An 18,635-nucleotide genomic window follows, 5' to 3' on the forward strand; every position below is an offset into this window, starting at 1 on the left:
GGGCTTTCGGCAGACTGAAAGGCTGCGCACAGAAAGCGAGGCCATGCGCACACCCGTCTCAGACCCACCCGCCACATCTGTCCCGCGAGTGCTCGCTCGGATCGTGTTGGGAGCTGCCCTGGTGTTCGCCGGCGTCAGCCATCTGACCTTCGCCCGCGACTCCTTCTACGCCCAGGTACCACCATGGCTGCCGCTCGACGCCACCTTCGTCATCGTCGCCTCGGGGGTCGTCGAGATCGTCCTCGGCGCCGCCGTCCTCTTCGTGCGACGACGGCGCGCGCAGGTCGGCTGGGCCGTCGCCGCGTTGTTCGTCGTAGTCTTCCCCGGAAACGTGTCGCAGTTCGTCACCCACAGCGCCGCGTTCGGATTGGACTCCGACCTGTCCCGCGGCATCCGACTGCTCTTCCAGCCACTGTTGGTGGTCTGGGCCCTGTGGTGCACCGGCGCTTGGGCGGCGTTGCGGGCCGCGATGGCATGATGGCCCGCATGCCAGACCTGAGCCGTCGCGCCATTCTGCGACTCGGCGTCGGTGCCGCGGCGGGAGCCGCGGGCGCGTACGCACTCGACACGATGCTGAGCCAGGCGCCCGTCACCCGGCCGCCCGTCGCCATGACCGGCATCGGCGCACCGCTGGCGCCGCCTCAACCGCCGCTGCCCGTTGCGCCGCAGACGCCAGCCCCGACCTACGTCACCGGATCGTTCGTCTCGGCGGCCCGTGGCGGGGTGTCGACCAACTGGGCAATCGCCCGGCCACCCGGCCAGACCGGACCCCTGAGGCCGGTGATCGCACTGCACGGGAAGGGCCAAGATGCGGCGGGCGTGATGGCGGGCGGCGTCGAACAGGGCCTCGCACAAGCTGTCGCGGCTGGCATCCCGCCGTTCGCCGTCGTCGCCGTCGACGGAGGCGGGAGTTACTGGCATTCACGGACTTCCGGCGAGGATTCCGGTGCGATGGTGCTCAACGAACTGATTCCCATGCTCGGTGAGCAGGGCTTGGACATATCGCGGGTCGGTTTCCTCGGCTGGTCCATGGGCGGTTACGGCGCCCTGCTACTGGGGTCCCGGCTCGGTCCGGCCCGGACGGCGGCGATCTGCGCGGTCAGCCCGGCCCTGTGGACGTCATCGGGGTCAACTGCCCCCGGCGCATTCGACGGTGAGGCCGACTACGCCGCGAACAGCGTGTGGGGGCTGCCCAACCTGGCGTCGATTCCGATCAGAATCGACTGCGGCGACAGCGATCCGTTCTACGCCGCCACCAAGCAGTTCATCGGGCAGCTGCCCAACCCGCCCGCGGGTGGGTTCTCCCCCGGCGGCCATGACGGTGCGTTCTGGAGCTCCCAGCTTCCAGCCGAAATCGCTTGGATGGCACCGCTTCTCGTCGCTTAGACGACGACTCGACCCTCGGCGGCCGCCAGCCCGATGTCGGTGCGGAAGTGCCCGCCGGGCAGCTTAACGCCCGCCATGACGGCGTAAGCCGCCTCGCGCGCCGCGGCGAGGTCGGCACCCGTGCCGACGACCGAGAGGACGCGGCCGCCCGACGAGACCACCGCGCCGTCGTCACGCCTGGCGGTACCCGCGTGAAGTACGCCAGGCGCTTCCGAGCCCGTGATGACGTCGCCGACGCGAGGGCGCCCCGGATAGTTCTCGGCGGCCAGCACGACAGTCACGGCCGCACCGTCGCTCCACTGCAGCGGCGGCAGCGCGGCGAGTTCACCGACGGCGGCGGCGCGCAGCAACCGTCCGAACGGGCTCTCCAGGAGCGCGAGCACCGCCTGGGTCTCGGGATCGCCGAAGCGGCAGTTGAATTCGACGACGGCCGGGCCGCGGGAGGTGATCGCCAAGCCCGCGTACAGCAGGCCGGAGAACGGACAACCCCGCGCGACCATCTCGGCGGCAACGGGTTTCACGACGTCGTCGACGATGGTCGCGAGGACCTCGGCGGGCAGCCACGGCAGCGGCGTGTAAGCCCCCATGCCTCCGGTGTTGGGTCCAGCGTCGCCGTCGCCGACTCGTTTGAAGTCCTGCGCGGGCAACAGCGGCACGACGGTCTCGCCGTCGACGACGCAGAACAGCGAGACCTCGGGGCCGTCGAGGAACGACTCGAGCAGCACGGGGTGCCCCGAATCCAGGAGGCTCGCCGCGTGCGCGCGGGCGGCGAGGCGGTCGGTCGTCACCACCACGCCCTTTCCGGCCGCCAGTCCGTCGTCCTTGACCACCCAGGCGTGATCGCCGGCGGGTGGGCCGAAGCGGTCGAGGGCGGCGTCGAGACGGGCGGGGTTGTCCACGATCTCGCTCCGCGCGGTGCGCACGCCGGCGGCGTCCATCACGTCCTTCGCGAAGGACTTGGCGCCTTCGATTCGGGCGGCGTCCTTCGACGGCCCGAAGCAGGCGATGCCGGCTGCTCGGACGGCATCGGCGACGCCGAGGACCAACGGAACCTCTGGCCCGACGACGACGAGGTCGGCCTCGAAGCGCTTGGCGAGCTTCACGACGTCGTCCCCGGAGGTGACGTCGACCTCGTATTGGTCGGCGATGGCCGCGGTGCCGGCGTTCCCGGGGGCCACGGCGAGCGCGTCCACCTCGGGATCGCGACGCAGCGCCAACAGCAGCGCATGTTCACGGGCACCGGATCCGATCACGAGGACTCGCACGGTCGTCACCCTAAACCTTCGAATTTGGCCATACACTTATCGAGCCGGTGTATGGTCTGCGACATGGCGACCGCACAGAGCGCCTGCCCCTTTGGGGCGGGGTACGACTTCACCGATCCCGACGTCCTGCTCCGGGGCATCCCGGTCACGGAATTCGCGGAACTCCGCAAGACCGCCCCCGTGTGGTGGAACGAGCAGCAGGAGTCGATATTCGACGACGGCGGCTACTGGGTGATCAGCCGCCACGAGGACATCAAGTCCATCTCCCGCAACGGCGATCTGTGGTCGACCAATCGCAAGGGCGCGGTGATGCGACTGCCCGACGGCGTGACCGCAGAGCAGCTGGACCTGACCAAGGCGCTGCTGATCAACCACGACGCCCCCGAACACACCCGACTGCGCAAGATCGTGTCGCGCCTGTTCACACCCAGGTCGGTGGCCGCGCTGGAGGAGAAGCTCGCCGTCGCCGCCCGCGAGATCGTGGCCGAGGCGGCCGCGAAGGACGGCGGCAACTTCGTCGACGACATCGCCACCAAGTTGCCGCTACTGGCCATCGCCGACCTGATCGGCGTGCCGGAGGCCGACCGCGAGAAGCTGTTCCACTGGACCAACTGCATCATGAACACCGACGATCCGGACTTCGACTCCGATCCGACGATGGCCAACGCGGAACTGATGGGTTACGCCTACAACATGGCCGAGGAGCGCAGGCGCTGCCCGGCAGACGACATCGTCACCCGGCTCGTGCAAGCCGACATCGACGGTAACGCCATGGACGACATCGAATTCGCCTTCTTCGTCATCCTGCTGGCCGTGGCGGGCAACGAAACCACCCGCAACGCCATGACGCACGGCATGAACGCATTCTTCGACAACCCGGACCAGTGGGAGCTCTTCAAGAAGAACCGGCCCGCGACGGCAGTCGACGAGATCGTCCGATGGGCCACCCCGGTGCACTGCTTCCAGCGCACGGCCCTGACCGACGTGGAGTTCGGCGACGTGACGATCAAGGAAGGCCAACGCGCCGGCCTCTTCTACAGCTCGGCAAACTTCGACGAGTCGGTCTTCGAGCGGCCCTTCGAGTTCGACGTGACGCGTAACCCCAATCCGCACTTGGCCTTCGGCGGCAACGGCGCGCACTTCTGCATCGGCGCCAACCTGGCTCGGATGGAAATCAAGTTGATCTTCAACGAGCTTGCCGACCAAATTCCGGACATCTCCAAAGTGGCTGAGCCACAACGGCTTCGGTCGGGCTGGATCAACGGCGTCAAGGAACTGTCGGTCTCCTACCAGGGCTGAGCCGAGGTCCGGATACGATTTCCGCCGTGCGTACCCACGGCTGGTCGGGATCGGCCCCCGCGACGGATGACGAGGCCGTGGCGAGAATCCTGGACGCCGCGAGCAAGGCGGTCGACGAACGCGGCGCCGACGTCAGCATTGCCGACGTCGCACGCACCCTCGGCGTCACGCGCCAGACCGTGTACCGGTACTTCGCCAGCACCGAAGCGCTTCTGGTGGCGGCCGCCGTCCACGCCGCCGACGACTTCCTCGACCGGCTGGCCGAACATCTCCGCGGTCTCACCGACCCGGTCGACGCCGTCACCGAGGCCATCGCCACCGCCTTGGAGTGGTTGCCCAAGGACAAGCACATCGGTCTGCTGATCGCGCCGGGTCGCGCCGACGAACACACCGCATCCGTCACCTCCGACGTCGCACTGCAATTCGCGAACGCGATGCTGCGCCGGTTCGACGTCGACTGGGGCGCGCTGGGGTTCACCGACGACGGACTCGACGAACTCGCCGAGCATCTGCTGCGCATCATCCAGTCGTTCATCCTGGACCCCGGCCGGCCGCCGCGGACGGGTGAGGCGCTTCGCGAGTACCTGCGGCGCTGGGTGGGATCGGCGGTTACGGCGAGGTCCAGCCGTCCGGTCTGACCGGACGGGTGTGCTCGGGTCGGATTTCGCCGCCGTCGGACGTCTCGTATCGCAGCCTCGGCAGCTGTCCGCCGGTCCGCGCGTCGACGTAGGTGCTGCGCGGCGTCTCGTCGTCGGCGAAGCCGTTGTCCGCGCCCCATTCCCGTAGCGCGACCACCAGATGGAACAGCGACTCGCCCTTCGGGGTGAGCACGTACTCGTTGTAGGCCGACCCGCCCGCGTCGGGACGCACCGACAACACGCCCGCCTCGACCAACTGGTGCAGCCGTCCCGACAGGATGTTCTTGGCGACGCCGAGACTGCGCTGAAATTGGGTGAATCGGGTCAACCCCTCGAACGCATCTCGCAGGATCATGAGCGTCCACTTGTCGCCGACGACGTCGACGGTGCGCGCAACGGGACACGTGGATCGGCCAAGCGGAGTGCTCACGACGACGACACCTCCCTTTCTGGTTGCATTTTGCAACCACCACATCTAGGGTCTGGTTTCAATTTAGTACCACCTCCACGCATCGCCACCGAAACGAGCCGATCAGATGACACGCACGGCCGAGACCGCCAGCCGGGCGCCAGAAACCATCGGATCGCGAATGGCGCTACTCCTGGCGTTCGTCAGCGGCGCCGCGGTGGCCAACGTCTACTACGCCCAGCCGCTGCTCGACGATCTCGGCTCGCAACTGGACATGTCGCCCGCCGCCCTTGGCTGGGTGACCACCGCTACGCAGGGCGGCTACCTCGTCGGCCTCGTCATGGTGGTGCCGCTGGGCGACCGCTTCGACCGGCGTCGCATCATCCTCCTACAGCTGGTCGTCACCGCCGTAGGACTGTTCGGTGCCGCCCTCGCGCCGTCGGCATGGACGTTCCTGGCCTTCTCCGCCGTCTTCGGGGCGGCGTCGACGGTGGTTCAGGTCATCACCGCGTTCGCCGCGGCGGCCAGCCCGCCCGGCAGGCGCGGACGCACCGTCGGCGTGGTGACCACCGGCGTCGTCCTCGGGATCCTGCTGGCGCGCACCATCTCCGGATTCATCGCCGATCTCTGGAGCTGGCGTGCCGTGTTCGCCGTCGCCGCGGTGGTCATGCTCGGCGTCGCAGCATGGTTGGCCATCGCCCTACCCCGCGACACTCTCCCCAAGGAGGTCGTGCCATACCGTGAGGCCATCACGTCGGTCGTCACCCTGACCATGCGCGACAGGACGTTTCGCGTGCGGAGCCTCATCGGTGGACTGATGTTCGCGAGCTTCGGCGCGGCTTGGGGTTCGATGGCGCTTCCGCTGGCCGCCGCACCGTGGCACTTGTCGGCGGCGCAGATCGGACTGTTCGGCATCGTCGGAGCAGCAGGGGCCCTCGGCGCCTCGGGTGCCGGAAGGTGGGCCGACCGGGGCCGTGCCGAGGTCGCCACCGGCGTGATGCTGGTCGCCTTCCTCGCGTCGTGGGTGGCGATCGCCCAAACCCCAAGTTCCCTGCTACTTCTCGCGGTCGGCCTCGTCGTCCTCGACTTCGCCGGCGAGGCAATCCACGTCGTCAGCCAGCACCTCATCGTGGAGTCCGACCCCGGGGCGACCACCCGCCTCATCGGCGGCTACATGGTCTACTACGCGATCGGCACGGGCGCAGGGGCACTCGCGGCCACCGTCGCCTACGCACACGGCGGCTGGACCGAGGCGAGCATCGTCGGGGCGGCGTTCGCAGTCGCCGCCCTCGTCGTCTGGGCCGTCGATCGGTTGACTATACGACGGTCAGCGGCAACGACTTTCGCTCCTGGAACACCCAGTTCGCGCCCCCACTGAACCTGGTCACGGCCACCTCACCGAGTTCCTTGGCCGGCGTGTCGGTTTCGATCACGCGCACGGTCCAGTCCGTCTCGGTACCGGAGACCTCCGCCCGCAGGTGCGGGTCGACGGCCTGCACGATGGCCTGCAGCGGCAAGTCGGCAACAGGTGACACCAGCGAAATCCAGGAGCCGTCCTCGTATGCGGGAGAGCGGCGGACGTGGACGAACTCCGGGTCGACGTCGGACGACACGTAGGCCGCCGGATTCAGCAGCGGATGCAGTTCGAGAACGCGCAGCGCACCCTTGACGTCACGCGACAGGCCCAGCGCGCGGTGAATGCGTTCGGCGGCCACTCCGGCAATCCCGATCAGCTGCTTGGTGCGAACCGAGCGGGCCAGTGCCGCATCATCCTTGGCGCGCTTCTCCACGGCGATGGTGAAGGACTTCACCAGCAGGTGCATCTGGATGCACACCTCGTCGGCGATCCGAACCAGCGCCGAGTGGGAGAACGCACCGAAGTCGACGTCGGCAAGCAGCTCCCCCGAATAGTCGCCCATCCCTTCGTCGTTCGGATCGATTGGGTCGAGTTCGATCGAGTGGGCATGGGTGGCACCCACGATGTCCATCGCCGGGATGAACGGCACTTCCGGGTAGGACTCGTCGATGATGACGGTCCAGCGGCAGTGCGGATGTTGATCCGATGAGGCCCTGGGCGGACGGTGGACCGGCCGAACCTGCGCCTTGCGGTTGGTGGCCAACGCGGTGGCATCGAAGGTGGGGTCCTCGATGTCGTGGCACATGCCCTTGACGTAGTCCTCGCCCATCGGCTCCACGTCGAGCAGCGCGCCACAGTGGTCGAGGTGGAACTCTCCGTGCCAGCGGTCGTGCACGGTGTAGCGGAAGTCCATGAACTGCGGCGGCGCACCGATGTCCAGCTGCAGACCCTTGAACAACGTGAAGATGTCGGTGCCCTCGTACTTGAGCGCCTTCTGCATGCGCCTCGTGTAGAGCGGACTGGATGCCGCCCACTCCTCGATGGCGATCTGCAACATCTCGTCGCGTCCCCACGCGCTGATGCAATGCGCCATTCCCGAACGGTCGATGAGCTGACCGATCAGCAACAGCTCGGGCACCAGGGTGGCGAGCTCCTCGCGCGACAGCGCGGCGTATCTACTCATCATCGAGCGTCTTTCCCGTGCTCATCTTGACCGCCGCGTTCACGTTCTCGCGTTTGTCTTCGGCAGAACCCTTCTCGGCCGCCCTCTTCCGCTTGCCGGCCACCTTGCCGACCACCCCGTTCAGACCGGCGCCCCTCGGGAACCCGACGTACTGGGTGAGGAAGATGGCCATCTCCTTGAGCTCCTCTTCGGTCAGCTCGCCGTTGGCCAGCGCGGCGTTGACCTGGATCTCCGCCAGACCCTGCTCGCCGAGCGCGGTCACGACGGCGAGCGTCATCAGCCGCTTGTCCCGCATCGACAAACCGGGTCGGGTCCAGATGCTGCCGAACAGATGGTCGACGGTGAGGTCGAAGAAGGCGTCGCCCTCGATGTTCGGCATCTCCCACGAATACACCTCGTTCATCTTCTCGAGGCCCTTGCGGCGCAATTCGTCCATCGTCTAGCTCCTCTCGTGCGGCACGCCGAGACCGTCGGCCAGGTCTCGCAACGCGATCTCGGCAAGCGGCAGGTCTACCCCGGAAGCCTCACCAAGTCCGAGGGCCAACCGCAAATCCTTCTCGGCCAGCCCGCGGGTGTGCATGAACATGTCGTACAGGAAGTGGTCGGCGGGCAATGGCAAGGTGTCGTCGCGAACCATGATGGCGCCCGGACCGCCACTCTGGGCGTCGCTGTGGCGCACCACCCGACCGAGCTTCTGCAGTTTTCGATGCCCGACGCCGCGGCCAACTTCTGCGCCTCGCAGGCGGCGGCGAAGCCGATGAACGTCAACATGTTGCGCGCCAACTTCATCCGCGTTCCCGCGCCGGGCTCCCCCGCGCGGACGACCATCGACGCCCACTGCTTGAACACGGGCTTGACGCGTTCATAGGCCTCGTCGTCGGCGCCGACCATGACGGCCAGCTCGCCCTTTCCGGCCGCACCCGCGCCACCGCTGACGGGGGCGTCCACGACGTGAATTCCCTTGGGTCGCAGCGCCTCGGCGAGTTCGGCCGCGGTGTCCGGCTCGATGGTTGAGTGGATCGCGATGACGGTGCCGGGCTTCGCGTGCTCGGCCAGTTCGGCGACGACGTCACGAACCTGCGCGTCGGTGAGCACGGTGACGCTGATGACGTCGGCCGCGGCAACGTCCGCGACACTGTCCGCCAGTGATGCGCCGAGTTCGGCGAGCGGGGTCATCGACTCGGTGCGGACGTCGAACACCGTCAGACCGCCCGGCCATCCGACGAGGCGCTTGGCCATCGGGGCACCCTGATTGCCGAGGCCGATGTAGCCGAGCTTCAACTCCCTCATCGGATGATCTGGCCGCCGTCGACGTTGAAGATCTGCCCGGTGACCCACTTGGCCTGATCCGACAGCAGGAACAGACACATACCGGTCAGGTCGTCCACCTCACCCATGCGCGACAGCGGAATGCCCCTAACGATGTCGGCCACCATCTCCTGCGGCGTCGTGGTCCGGTTGGCCTCGGTGTCGATGGGCCCCGGCGCGATGGCGTTGACTCGGATGTTCTGGCCACCCAGCTCGGTGGCCAGCTGCTGGGTCAGGCTGTTCACACCGGCCTTGGCCAGCCCGTAGAAGTTCGAGTACAGCCAGGCCGCAGTCGACGACTGGTTCACGATCGCGCCGCCACCGCGCTTGGCCATCTTGCGGTACACCGCGCGGGTGCACACCAGCGCACCGTCGAGGTTGACGCTCATGAACTTCTTGTAGTAGTCCCAGTCGACGGTGATCAGGAAGTCGAGCTTCATGCCACCGAAGATCGCTGCGTTGTTGACCAGGTAGTCGATCCCACCGAACTCCGAAAGCGTCTGCGCCGCCATCTCTTTGGCCGAGTCGATGTCGGATACGTCGACCCGCACCGCAAGCGCGTTGCCGCCCTCGCCCTTGATGCCATCGGCGACCTTCTGGGCACCCTCGAGATTGAGGTCCGCGACGACGACGGCCGCGCCCTCGCGGGCCAGTGCCTCCGCATACGCCTGCCCGATCCCGCCGCCGGCACCGGTGACGATGGCAACCTTCTCGCTGAACTGATCTCCGTACAGACCCATTTCAATCCTTCCTAGACGCCGACTGTGGTGTTGTTGCACGCTGTTCGGCGATTGGCGTGACTTAAGTGCACACTCGGCACGGTGATCTATTTGGCTGCGGTGGCAATGGCCTTGGTCTCGAGGTACTCCTCGAAGCCGGCGATTCCCATTTCCCGGCCGATGCCGGATTGCTTGTAGCCGCCGAAGGGCACGTCGGCCGAATACCAGACGCCGCCGTTGACGTTGACTGTGCCGACCCTCATGCGGGCGGCCACCGCCGCGGCGCGCTCGTCGTCGGCGGAGAACACCGTGCCCGACAGGCCGAACGGTGAGTCGTTGGCAATCCGCACCGCGTCGTCGTCGCCGTCGTGCGCGATGACGGTCAGCACGGGCCCGAAGATCTCCTCGCGTGCCACCCGCGCGTCGTTGTCGAGACCCGCAATCACGGTCGGGTCGATGAAGAAGCCCTTGTCGCGGTCGGCGGGGCTGCCACCACCACAGGCGAACGTCCCACCCTCGGCGATCGCCGAGTCCAGGTATTCCTGGATGCGGTCGCGCTGACGAGCGGATATCACTGGGCCACAGACGGTTCCGGAGTTGGTCGGATCGCCCGCCTTCAGTCCGGCCATGGTGCCCGCGGCCGCTTGGACGGCTTCGTCGTAGCGTTCCCGCGGCACGACGAGGCGGGTGGTGATCGCACATCCCTGGCCGGCGTGCATCGACGCGGTGAAGGCGGCCATCGAGCACGCGCCCGCGAGATCGGCGTCGTCGAGCACCAGGAAGGCGGACTTGCCGCCCAGTTCGAGGAACACCTTCTTCAGCGTCGCGGCGCCGTCGGCCATCACCGCCCGGCCCGTGTTCGTCGAGCCGGTGAAGGACACCATGTCGACCCGCGGATCCGTCGACAGCAGCGCGCCGACACCGTGGTCACTGGAGGTGACGATGTTGACGACGCCGGGCGGAAAGTCGGTGTGTTCGACGATCAGTTCACCCAATACCGCTGCGCACCATGGCGTGTCGGGCGCGGGCTTGAGGACGACGGTGTTGCCGGCCGCCAGGGCTGGCCCGAGCTTGGCGAGGTTGATCTGATGCGGGAAGTTCCACGGCGTGATCGCACCCACGACGCCGACGGCCTCCCGGACGACCGTGCGGTGCGTCTTGATGCCCATCGGCTTTGCGACGCCGAGATCGGTTGTCCACTGGTAGGACTCGGCGGTGTCGGCACAGAAGCTGAGATCCTCGATCGGACCCTCGAGTTGAGCCATCGACGTCAGCATCACCGGCGCGCCCACCTCGGCGATCGTCAGCTCGCGCAGTTCCTCGACGTGGTCGCGCATCGCCTGCTGCAGCTGCCGGATGCACCGCACGCGAAGCTCGACGTTGGTCGACCAGTCGGTCTCGTCGAACGCGCGCCGAGCCGCTCCGATCGCCGAGCTCATGTCGTCGGTCGTCGCGTCCGCGGCGAGGCCAAGCACTTCCTCGGTCGCCGGGTTGACCGTCGGGAAGGTCCCTCCGCTACCGGAGACCAGCTTGCCGTCGATCAGCAGCCGGCTCTCGCGATCACCGAGCAGCGTCATTCCATCTCCCGTTCCTGTCCTGGACACCTGTCCGGCCATGTTGAGTCGAACCATAACTGCACGTGCGCGACCGTGGCAAGGCCGACCCGGCTCGCAGGCGCCAAAGTCGGCTTCCAACTGCGACTTCCCCTCGACTTACCGACAGCGCTTGCCGATTGCCGACCTCGTCGGATAACTTGGACATGTGTCCAGTGATGCCGCGGCTGCAATCGCCGAGCCGACCGGGTCGTCCTCCGACGAGACGCCACGCAACAAACGGCAGGAAGAGACCTTCCGCAAGGTCCTCACCGCGGGCATGGAGATGCTGCGGGAGTCCTCGTACGCCGACCTGACGGTGCGCGCCGTCGCGGCGCGCGCCAAGGTGGCACCGGCCACGGCCTATACGTACTTCTCGTCGAAGAATCATCTGATCGCCGAGATCTACCTCGACCTGATGAGCAAGGTGCCGTACTACACCGACGTCAACGAGCCGATGCCGATCCGCGTCGAGAAGGCGCTGCGCAACCTCGCACTGGTGGTCGCCGACGAACCCGAGGTCGCGGCCGCGTGCACGACGGCCCTGCTGACGGGCAACGATCCAACGGTGCGACGGGTCCGCGACCGCATTGGCCTCGAAATCCACCGCAGGATCAAGTCCGCGGCCGGCCCCGACACCGATCCACGGGTGGTGTCGGCCCTGGAGATGACGTACTTCGGCGCGCTCGTCAACGCGGGCAGCGGCGCATTCACCTACCACCAGATCGCCGACCGGCTCAGCTACGTCGTCGGCCTCATCTTGGGAGAACACACATGACCGCAAGCACGTCGGACGTCCTGTTGGACCCCTACGACTACGACTTCCACGAGGACCCGTACCCCTACTACCGACGCCTGCGCGACGAGGCGCCGTTGTACCGCAACTCCGACCAGAAGTTCTGGGCCCTGTCTCGGCACGTCGACGTCGTCCAGGGCTTTCGCAACAGCACCTCCCTGTCGAACAAGCACGGCGTCTCACTGGACCCGATCTCGCGCAACGAACACGCCCACCGGGTGATGTCGTTCCTGGCGCTCGACGACCCCGGCCATCTGCGGTTGCGCACGTTGGTGTCGAAGGGGTTCACCCCCAGGCGAATTCGCGAGCTGGAGGCCCGGGTCACCGAGATCGCAGTCCAGCATCTGGACGCCGCGGTGCAGTCCGACGACTTCGACTTCGTCGACGACTTCGCAGGCAAGCTGCCGATGGACGTGATCTCCGAACTCATGGGCGTCCCCGAGTCGGACCGCGTCCGCATCCGCGCCCTCGCCGACGGCGTGATGCACCGCGACGACGGCGTGAAGGACGTCCCGGCCGAAGCGATCCAGGCCTCGGCCGACCTGATGGTCTACTACGCCGACATGGTGTCTTCGCGGCGCGCGAAGCTCTCCGACGACCTGACCTCGGCACTCGTCGAGGCCGAGATCGACGGCGACAAGCTCACCGACGAGGAGATCATCGCGTTCCTGTTCCTGATGGTCGTCGCAGGCAACGAGACCACCACGAAACTCCTTGCCAACGCCGCATATTGGGGCTTCAAGAACCCCGACCAGCTGGCCCCGGTGTTCGACGACCACTCCCTGGTCAAGCCATGGGTCGAGGAGACGTTGCGGTACGACACGTCCAGCCAGATCCTGGCCCGCGCCGTCTCCGCCGACATCACCCTCTACGACACCACGATCCCCGAGGGCGACGTGCTCCTGCTGCTGCCGGGGTCGGCGAACCGCGACGACCGGGTGTTCGACGATCCCGACGACTACCGAATCGACCGCGAAATCGGTTCCAAGCTGGTCAGTTTCGGAAGCGGCGCGCACTTCTGCCTTGGCGCGCACCTGGCCAGGATGGAAGCCCAGGTCGCCCTCACCGAGTTCTTCAAGCGCGTCCGCGGCTACGAGGTGGACGAAGCCAATTCCGTTCGAGTGCACTCGAGCAGCGTCCGCGGCTTCGCCCATCTGCCCATCACCATCCAAGCCCGCTGAAGGGACCTTCGCAATGCCCCGCTTTTCACCCCTTCCCGACCGCAGGCCCGCCATCGTCGCGGGTGCGTCTGCAGGCATCGGGGAGGCCACCGCCATCGCGCTTGCGGCACGTGGCTTTCCCGTCGCGCTCGGCGCCCGTCGGGTGGAGAAGCTCGACGACCTGGTCGGCAAGATTCGCGCCGACGGTGGTGAGGCCGTCGCATTTCACCTCGACGTCACCGACCCGAACTCGGTGAAGTCGTTCGTGGCCAATGCCGTCGACTCTCTTGGGGACATCGAGATCCTGGTCGCCGGCGCCGGCGACACCTACTTCGGCAAGCTCGCCGACATCAGCACCGACGACTTCAACTCGCAGCTGCAGATCCATCTGGTGGGGGCCAACCGCCTCGCCACCGCGGTGTTGCCGGGGATGCTCGAACGGCAGCGGGGCGACCTGATCTTCGTGGGCTCCGAGGTCGCACTGCGGCAACGGCCGCACATGGGCGCCTACGGTGCAGCGAAGGCCGCACTGGTGGCCATGGTCAACAACTTTCAAATGGAGTTCGAGGGCACCGGGGTCCGTGCGTCGATCGTGCACCCCGGCCCCACCAAGACGTCGATGGGCTGGAGCCTTCCGGCCGAGCAGATCGGCCCCGCCCTCGACGACTGGGCCAAGTGGGGCCAGGCTCGCCACGACTACTTCCTGCGCGCATCGGATTTGGCGCGCGCGATCACCTTCGTCGCGGAGACCCCGCGTGGCGGGTACATCGCGAACATGGAGCTTCAGCCCGAAGCTCCCCTGACCAGCGATCCCGCCGAGCGCCAGAAGCTCATCCTCAACGAGGAGAACCTGAAATGACCATCACCAAGGACGTCCCCCGGGTATCCGGCGGCGAGGAGGAGTACGGCCATCTCGAGGAGTTCCGCACCGACCCAATCGGTTTGATGAATCGGATTCGCGAGGAATGCGGGGACGTCGGCTGGTTCCAGCTCGTCGACAAGCAGGTCGTCATGCTGTCAGGGTCGGAGGCCAACGAATTCTTCTTCCGGTCCAGCGACGCCGAGCTCAACCAGGCCGAGGCCTACCCCTTCATGACACCGATCTTCGGTGAGGGCGTGGTGTTCGACGCCGACCCCGAGCGTCGCGCGGAGATGTTGCACAACACCGCTTTACGCGGTGAGCAGATGAAGGGTCACGCCGCGACCATCGAGAACGAGGTCAAGAAGATCATCGCCGACTGGGGCGACGAGGGCGAGATCGAACTGCTCGACTTCTTCTCGGAGTTGACCATCTACACCTCGACCGCCTGCCTCATCGGCCTCAAGTTCCGTGAGCAGCTGGACAGCCGCTTCGCGCACTACTACCACCAGCTGGAGCGCGGCACCGACCCGCTCTGCTACGTGGACCCCTACATGGACATCGAGAGCTTCCGCATCCGCGACGAGTCACGCGTCAAACTCGTCGAGCTGGTGCAGGAGATCATGGATGGTCGAATTGCCAACCCGCCCAAGGGCAAACAGGACCGCGACCTGCTCGACGTGCTGGTGTCGATCAAGGACGACGACGGCAACCACCGCTTTACGGCCAACGAAGTCACCGGCATGTTCATCTCGTTGATGTTCGCGGGTCACCACACCAGCTCGGGCACCTCGTCGTGGACTCTGATCGAATTGCTGCGCCATCCCGACGTCTACGCCGACGTCCAGCAGGAGCTCGACGAGCTCTACGCCGACGGCCAGGAGGTGAGTTTCCATGCGCTGCGCCAGATCCCGAGGCTCGACAACTCCTTGAAGGAGACGCTGCGCATGCACCCGCCCCTGATCATCCTGATGCGCGTCGCGCAGGACGAATTCGAGGTCGCGGGATACCCGATTCACAAGGGCCAGATGGTGGCCGCCTCGCCGGCGATCTCGAACCGGATCGCCGAGGACTTCCCCAACCCCGACGACTTCAACCCCGACCGCTACGACAAGCCGCGTCAGGAAGATCTCGCCAACCGGTGGACGTGGATCCCCTTCGGCGCGGGCAAGCATCGCTGCGTCGGAGCGGCGTTCGCCCAGATGCAGATCAAGGCGATCTTCTCGGTCCTGTTGCGCGAGTATGAGTTCGAAATGTCCCAGCCTGCCGATAGCTACCAGAACGACCACTCCAAGATGGTCGTCCAGCTGGCCCAGCCAGCCAAGGTTCGCTACCGCAAGCGGTCTTCCGGCGGGCAGGAGCGCAGCAACCAGGGAAGTGTGGAGTAGGTATCCCCATGGGCTGCTACCGCGTGGAACTCGACGAGGACCTGTGCCAGGGCCACGCCATGTGCGAACTGGAGGCCCCCGACGTCTTCGCGGTGCCCAAGCGCGGAGTCGTCGAGATCCTCGACGCCGAGCCACCCGACGACCTCCGCGAGGACGTCGAGCGGGCGATTGACATGTGTCCCACCCAAGCAATTTCACTCAAGGAAAAGGATTGATCATGGCGAGTCGCGAACAGCTTGACGAGTGGGTCGAACGGTGGTTGCAGGCCAACAAGGACGCCGAAGCGGCAGGCGACTGGAAGCCCATGGCGGACTTCTACACCGAGGACGCCACCTACGGGTGGAACATCGGCCCGAAGGAAGACGTCATGTGCGTCGGACGCGACGAAATCCGCGACGTCGCACTCGGTTTGGAGATGGAAGGCCTGGAGAACTGGGTCTACGAGTACCAGAAGGTGTTGGTCGACGAAAAGCTGGGCGAGATCGTCGGCTTCTGGAAGCAGGTCGCCACCAAGGGCGACGGCACCAAGGACGAGATTTACGGCATCGGCGGCAGCTGGTTCCGGCTCAACGACGATTTGATGATCGAGTGGCAGCGCGACTTCTTCGACTTCGGCCACGTGCAGAAGGCCTTCATCAAGCTCATCGAATCCGGTGACCTGACGCCGACCATGCAGAAGCGCATCGAACGCAGCATGGCCGGTGAGCAGTTGCCCGGCTACTACCCGCTGGGCCAAAGCCCGGTCGGCCTCTTTTAACTCCACCAAGCAGTTGCTTGGGGTGGGTGTGATCCAGTTAACTAGAGGCTCTAGTCTGTGGCCACTGACCCACATCTCAAGTCGAGAAAGGTACTCGTGAAGACAAAAGGCGCGCTCATCTGGGAGTTCAACCAGCCCTGGTCGGTCGAGGAAATCGAGATCGGCGACCCCGTCAAGGACGAGGTCAAAATCCAGATGGAAGCGTCTGGCATGTGCCACTCCGACCATCACCTGGTGACGGGCGGCATCCCGATGATGGGTTTCCCCGTGCTCGGTGGGCACGAGGGCGCAGGCATCGTCACCGAAGTCGGCCCCGGCGTCGAGGACCTCGCACCCGGTGACCACGTCGTGCTGTCCTTCATCCCGTCGTGCGGTCGGTGCCCGTCCTGTCAGGCCGGTCTCCGCAACCTCTGCGACCTCGGCGCAGGCCTGCTGGGTGGCGTCGCCGTTTCCGACGGCACGCACCGCATCACGGCGAAGGGCCAGCCCGTCTTCCCGATGACGCTGCTCGGCACGTTCAGCCCGTACATGGTGGTGCACAAGAGCTCGGTGGTGAAGATCGACCCGTCGATCCCCTTCGAAGTGGCCTGCCTGGTGGGTTGCGGCGTGACGACCGGTTACGGCTCCGCAGTCAAGGCCGGCGACATCCGCCCCGGCGACGACGTCGCGATCATCGGCGTCGGCGGCGTCGGCATGTCGGCGCTCCAAGGCGCGGTCAACGCGGGCGCACGCAACCTCTTCGTCATCGAGCCCGTCGAGTGGAAGCGCGATGCAGCGCTGAAATTCGGTGCGACGCACGCCTATCCGGACATCGAGACGGCCTTCGGCGGTGTCGCCGAGGTAACCCACGGGCTGATGGCCAAGCAGGTCATCGTGACCGTCGGCGAGCTCGAGGGCAAGGACGTGGACAACTACGTCAACCTGACCTCCAAGGGCGGCACCACGGTGCTCACCGCCATCGGCTCGATGATGGACACCAACGTGACGCTGAACCTGGCGATGCTGACCCTGATGCAGAAGAGGCTGCAGGGCACCATCTTCGGTGGCGGCAACCCACACTTCGACATTCCACAGCTGCTGTCGATGTACAAGGCGGGCCGGTTGAATCTCGACGACATGGTCACCCGGCAGTACCAGCTGGAGCAGATCAACGAGGGCTACACGGACATGTTGGAGGGCCGCAACATCCGCGGCGTCATCCGCTTCACCGACGCCGACAGGTAGGCGCCTCGATGTCCGAGATCACCACCGAGCAGTCCCCGGTCGTCACCGCCTCGGAAGCATCGTGGCGGTGCGTCCAGGCGGGAGATCGCGACGGCTGGTTGGCGCTGATGGCCGACGACGTCGTCGTGGAGGACCCGATCGGGGAGGCCGTCACCAACCCCGACGGCACCGGGGTCCGCGGCAAGGAGGCGCTGGCCGCCTTCTACGACGCGAACATCGGCCCCAACCGGCTGACCGTCACCCGCGAGGAGACGTTCACGTCGAGCTCGCCAACGGAGATCGCGTACATCTTGGTGCTGCACACCGAGTTTCCGAACGGTTTCACGGCGACGGTGCGGGGTGTCTTCACCTACCGGGTGAACGACTCCGGGCTGATTACCAACCTGCGGGGCTACTGGAACATGGACGCCATGCAGTTCGGCCAGAAGGACCCAAGCTGACCGGAGCGGTGGTCGTCGGCGGCTCACGAGGGATCGGGCTCGCCGTCGCCGAACTGCTCAGCGCCCAGGGGTTTGGAGTGGTCGTCAACGGACGTCACGCCGGTGCCGTCGCCGACGCAGTCGACGGCATCGGCGGTGACACCGTCGGCCACGCCGGTTCCCCGGCCGATCCGGCGGTGGCGGACGCCCTCGTCGACAGGTGCGTCCACGAATTCGGCAGCATCGATGCACTGGTCAACTGCGCAGGAACCCCGGAACCGCGCGGGTCGTCGATCCTCAACGTGACGTCGGGGCAGTTTCGCGAGCTCCTCGACGCGCACCTGCTCACCGCCTTTGAGACGTGCCGGGCGGCCGCACCGAAGATGGTCGCGCAGGGCAGCGGCTCGATCGTCAACACCAGCTCGTTCGCGTTCCTGGGCGACTACGGCGGCACCGGCTACCCGGCGGGCAAGGGCGGCGTCAACGGCCTGACCCTGGCAATTGCTGCCGAGCTGAAGGGCACGGGCGTGCGGGCAAACGTCGTCTGTCCCGGTGCCAGGACGCGACTGTCGACGGGGCCCGACTACCAGGCCCAGATCGCCGACCTGCACCGGCGTGGCCTGCTCGACGAGATCAGCATGCAGGGCGCGCTGGACGCGGCACCGCCCGAGTATGCGGCAGCCGTATACGCGTATTTGGCGGGTGACCTGGCCGAAGACGTCAGCGGACAGATTCTGGTCGCAGCGGGCGGCTTCGTCGGCCGCTTCGACCGGCGAACGCCGAGCCTGCTCGCCTACCGGGACCACCACGGGTCGCCGCCGTGGTCCGTCGCCGAGCTGGAGGGCATCGTCCGCGGCAACCGACAGACCTGACAAT

General features: G+C 66.6%; 20 protein-coding genes and 1 pseudogene. 14 read left to right on the forward strand and 7 right to left on the reverse strand.

Features of this window, described 5'->3' with window-relative positions:
* The first annotated feature begins 103 nt into the window (after positions 1–103).
* Both ASD37_RS29435 and ASD37_RS29440 read left to right on the forward strand, forming a co-directional pair.
* A complete protein-coding gene (locus tag ASD37_RS29435) occupies positions 104–478 on the forward strand; it encodes a hypothetical protein (RefSeq protein ID WP_370073102.1) in 375 nt (124 codons plus the stop codon).
* Positions 475–1,386, forward strand: coding sequence for an alpha/beta hydrolase family protein (locus ASD37_RS29440; RefSeq protein ID WP_162253330.1), 912 nt, complete (start codon positions 475–477; stop codon positions 1,384–1,386). Before ASD37_RS29435 ends, ASD37_RS29440 begins: the two co-directional genes overlap by 4 nt.
* Here the strand turns inward: ASD37_RS29440 and purD are convergent.
* Positions 1,383–2,651 (reverse strand): phosphoribosylamine--glycine ligase, encoded by a 1,269-nt coding sequence (purD, locus tag ASD37_RS29445; protein WP_056560802.1) that lies wholly within the window; start codon positions 2,649–2,651, stop codon positions 1,383–1,385. The genes ASD37_RS29440 and purD overlap by 4 nt on opposite strands.
* Positions 2,652–2,714: 63 nt before the next feature.
* Here purD and ASD37_RS29450 point away from each other — a divergent pair, with 63 nt between their 5' ends.
* Both ASD37_RS29450 and ASD37_RS29455 read left to right on the forward strand, forming a co-directional pair.
* Positions 2,715–3,950: a cytochrome P450 gene (locus ASD37_RS29450; protein WP_056560805.1), complete on the forward strand. Its 1,236-nt coding sequence runs from the start codon at positions 2,715–2,717 to the stop codon at positions 3,948–3,950.
* A gap of 26 nt (positions 3,951–3,976) precedes the next feature.
* A complete protein-coding gene (locus ASD37_RS29455) occupies positions 3,977–4,588 on the forward strand; it encodes a TetR/AcrR family transcriptional regulator (RefSeq protein WP_056560385.1) in 612 nt (203 codons plus the stop codon).
* Here ASD37_RS29455 and ASD37_RS29460 read toward each other — a convergent pair.
* Entirely contained in the window at positions 4,560–5,018 is a 459-nt protein-coding gene (locus ASD37_RS29460; RefSeq protein WP_056560809.1) for a helix-turn-helix domain-containing protein, read from the reverse strand. The genes ASD37_RS29455 and ASD37_RS29460 overlap by 29 nt on opposite strands.
* Positions 5,019–5,124: 106 nt before the next feature.
* Here ASD37_RS29460 and ASD37_RS29465 point away from each other — a divergent pair, with 106 nt between their 5' ends.
* Positions 5,125–6,375, forward strand: a complete 1,251-nt coding sequence (locus tag ASD37_RS29465) for an MFS transporter (RefSeq protein ID WP_056560388.1) — start codon at positions 5,125–5,127, stop codon at positions 6,373–6,375.
* Here the strand turns inward: ASD37_RS29465 and ASD37_RS29470 are convergent.
* From ASD37_RS29470 to ASD37_RS29490, 5 genes and pseudogenes are all read right to left on the reverse strand, one after another.
* The gene (locus ASD37_RS29470; RefSeq protein ID WP_056560391.1) at positions 6,314–7,540 is read right to left on the reverse strand and encodes a hypothetical protein; all 1,227 of its coding nucleotides are present in this window, start codon (positions 7,538–7,540) and stop codon (positions 6,314–6,316) included. The genes ASD37_RS29465 and ASD37_RS29470 overlap by 62 nt on opposite strands.
* Entirely contained in the window at positions 7,530–7,973 is a 444-nt protein-coding gene (locus tag ASD37_RS29475) for a carboxymuconolactone decarboxylase family protein (RefSeq protein WP_056560393.1), read from the reverse strand. The genes ASD37_RS29470 and ASD37_RS29475 overlap by 11 nt, the downstream gene beginning before the upstream one ends.
* Positions 7,974–7,976: 3 nt before the next feature.
* Positions 7,977–8,827: pseudogene (locus ASD37_RS29480) on the reverse strand (NAD(P)-dependent oxidoreductase).
* Complete coding sequence (locus ASD37_RS29485) at positions 8,824–9,585, reverse strand: SDR family oxidoreductase (protein WP_056560395.1); 762 nt, start codon at positions 9,583–9,585, stop codon at positions 8,824–8,826. Before ASD37_RS29485 ends, ASD37_RS29480 begins: the two are co-directional and overlap by 4 nt.
* Positions 9,586–9,671: 86 nt before the next feature.
* Positions 9,672–11,141 (reverse strand): aldehyde dehydrogenase, encoded by a 1,470-nt coding sequence (locus tag ASD37_RS29490; RefSeq protein ID WP_056560398.1) that lies wholly within the window; start codon positions 11,139–11,141, stop codon positions 9,672–9,674.
* Positions 11,142–11,349: 208 nt separating this feature from the next.
* Here ASD37_RS29490 and ASD37_RS29495 point away from each other — a divergent pair, with 208 nt between their 5' ends.
* The 9 genes from ASD37_RS29495 (at position 11,350) to ASD37_RS29535 (ending at position 18,631) form a co-directional block, all read left to right on the forward strand.
* Positions 11,350–11,934, forward strand: coding sequence for a TetR family transcriptional regulator (locus ASD37_RS29495; protein ID WP_370073105.1), 585 nt, complete (start codon positions 11,350–11,352; stop codon positions 11,932–11,934).
* The gene (locus ASD37_RS29500; RefSeq protein WP_056560405.1) at positions 11,931–13,133 is read left to right on the forward strand and encodes a cytochrome P450; all 1,203 of its coding nucleotides are present in this window, start codon (positions 11,931–11,933) and stop codon (positions 13,131–13,133) included. The genes ASD37_RS29495 and ASD37_RS29500 overlap by 4 nt, the downstream gene beginning before the upstream one ends.
* A gap of 13 nt (positions 13,134–13,146) precedes the next feature.
* Positions 13,147–13,971 carry an SDR family oxidoreductase gene (locus ASD37_RS29505; RefSeq protein WP_056560409.1) on the forward strand — a complete coding sequence of 275 codons (825 nt, stop codon included), beginning with the start codon at positions 13,147–13,149 and terminating at the stop codon, positions 13,969–13,971.
* A complete protein-coding gene (locus ASD37_RS29510) occupies positions 13,968–15,359 on the forward strand; it encodes a cytochrome P450 (protein ID WP_056560412.1) in 1,392 nt (463 codons plus the stop codon). Before ASD37_RS29505 ends, ASD37_RS29510 begins: the two co-directional genes overlap by 4 nt.
* Before the next feature lie 8 nt (positions 15,360–15,367).
* Positions 15,368–15,574 (forward strand): ferredoxin, encoded by a 207-nt coding sequence (locus tag ASD37_RS29515; protein ID WP_056560415.1) that lies wholly within the window; start codon positions 15,368–15,370, stop codon positions 15,572–15,574.
* A gap of 2 nt (positions 15,575–15,576) precedes the next feature.
* Entirely contained in the window at positions 15,577–16,116 is a 540-nt protein-coding gene (locus ASD37_RS29520; RefSeq protein ID WP_056560418.1) for a nuclear transport factor 2 family protein, read from the forward strand.
* Positions 16,117–16,212: 96 nt separating this feature from the next.
* Entirely contained in the window at positions 16,213–17,340 is a 1,128-nt protein-coding gene (locus tag ASD37_RS29525; RefSeq protein ID WP_056560421.1) for an NDMA-dependent alcohol dehydrogenase, read from the forward strand.
* A gap of 8 nt (positions 17,341–17,348) precedes the next feature.
* Positions 17,349–17,780 carry a nuclear transport factor 2 family protein gene (locus ASD37_RS29530; protein ID WP_056560424.1) on the forward strand — a complete coding sequence of 144 codons (432 nt, stop codon included), beginning with the start codon at positions 17,349–17,351 and terminating at the stop codon, positions 17,778–17,780.
* Entirely contained in the window at positions 17,777–18,631 is an 855-nt protein-coding gene (locus tag ASD37_RS29535; protein ID WP_200960033.1) for an SDR family NAD(P)-dependent oxidoreductase, read from the forward strand. The genes ASD37_RS29530 and ASD37_RS29535 overlap by 4 nt, the downstream gene beginning before the upstream one ends.
* The last annotated feature ends 4 nt before the right edge of the window (positions 18,632–18,635 follow it).

Origin of the sequence: Mycobacterium sp. Root135 (genome assembly GCF_001426545.1) — a bacterium.
GTDB lineage: Bacteria > Actinomycetota > Actinomycetes > Mycobacteriales > Mycobacteriaceae > Mycobacterium.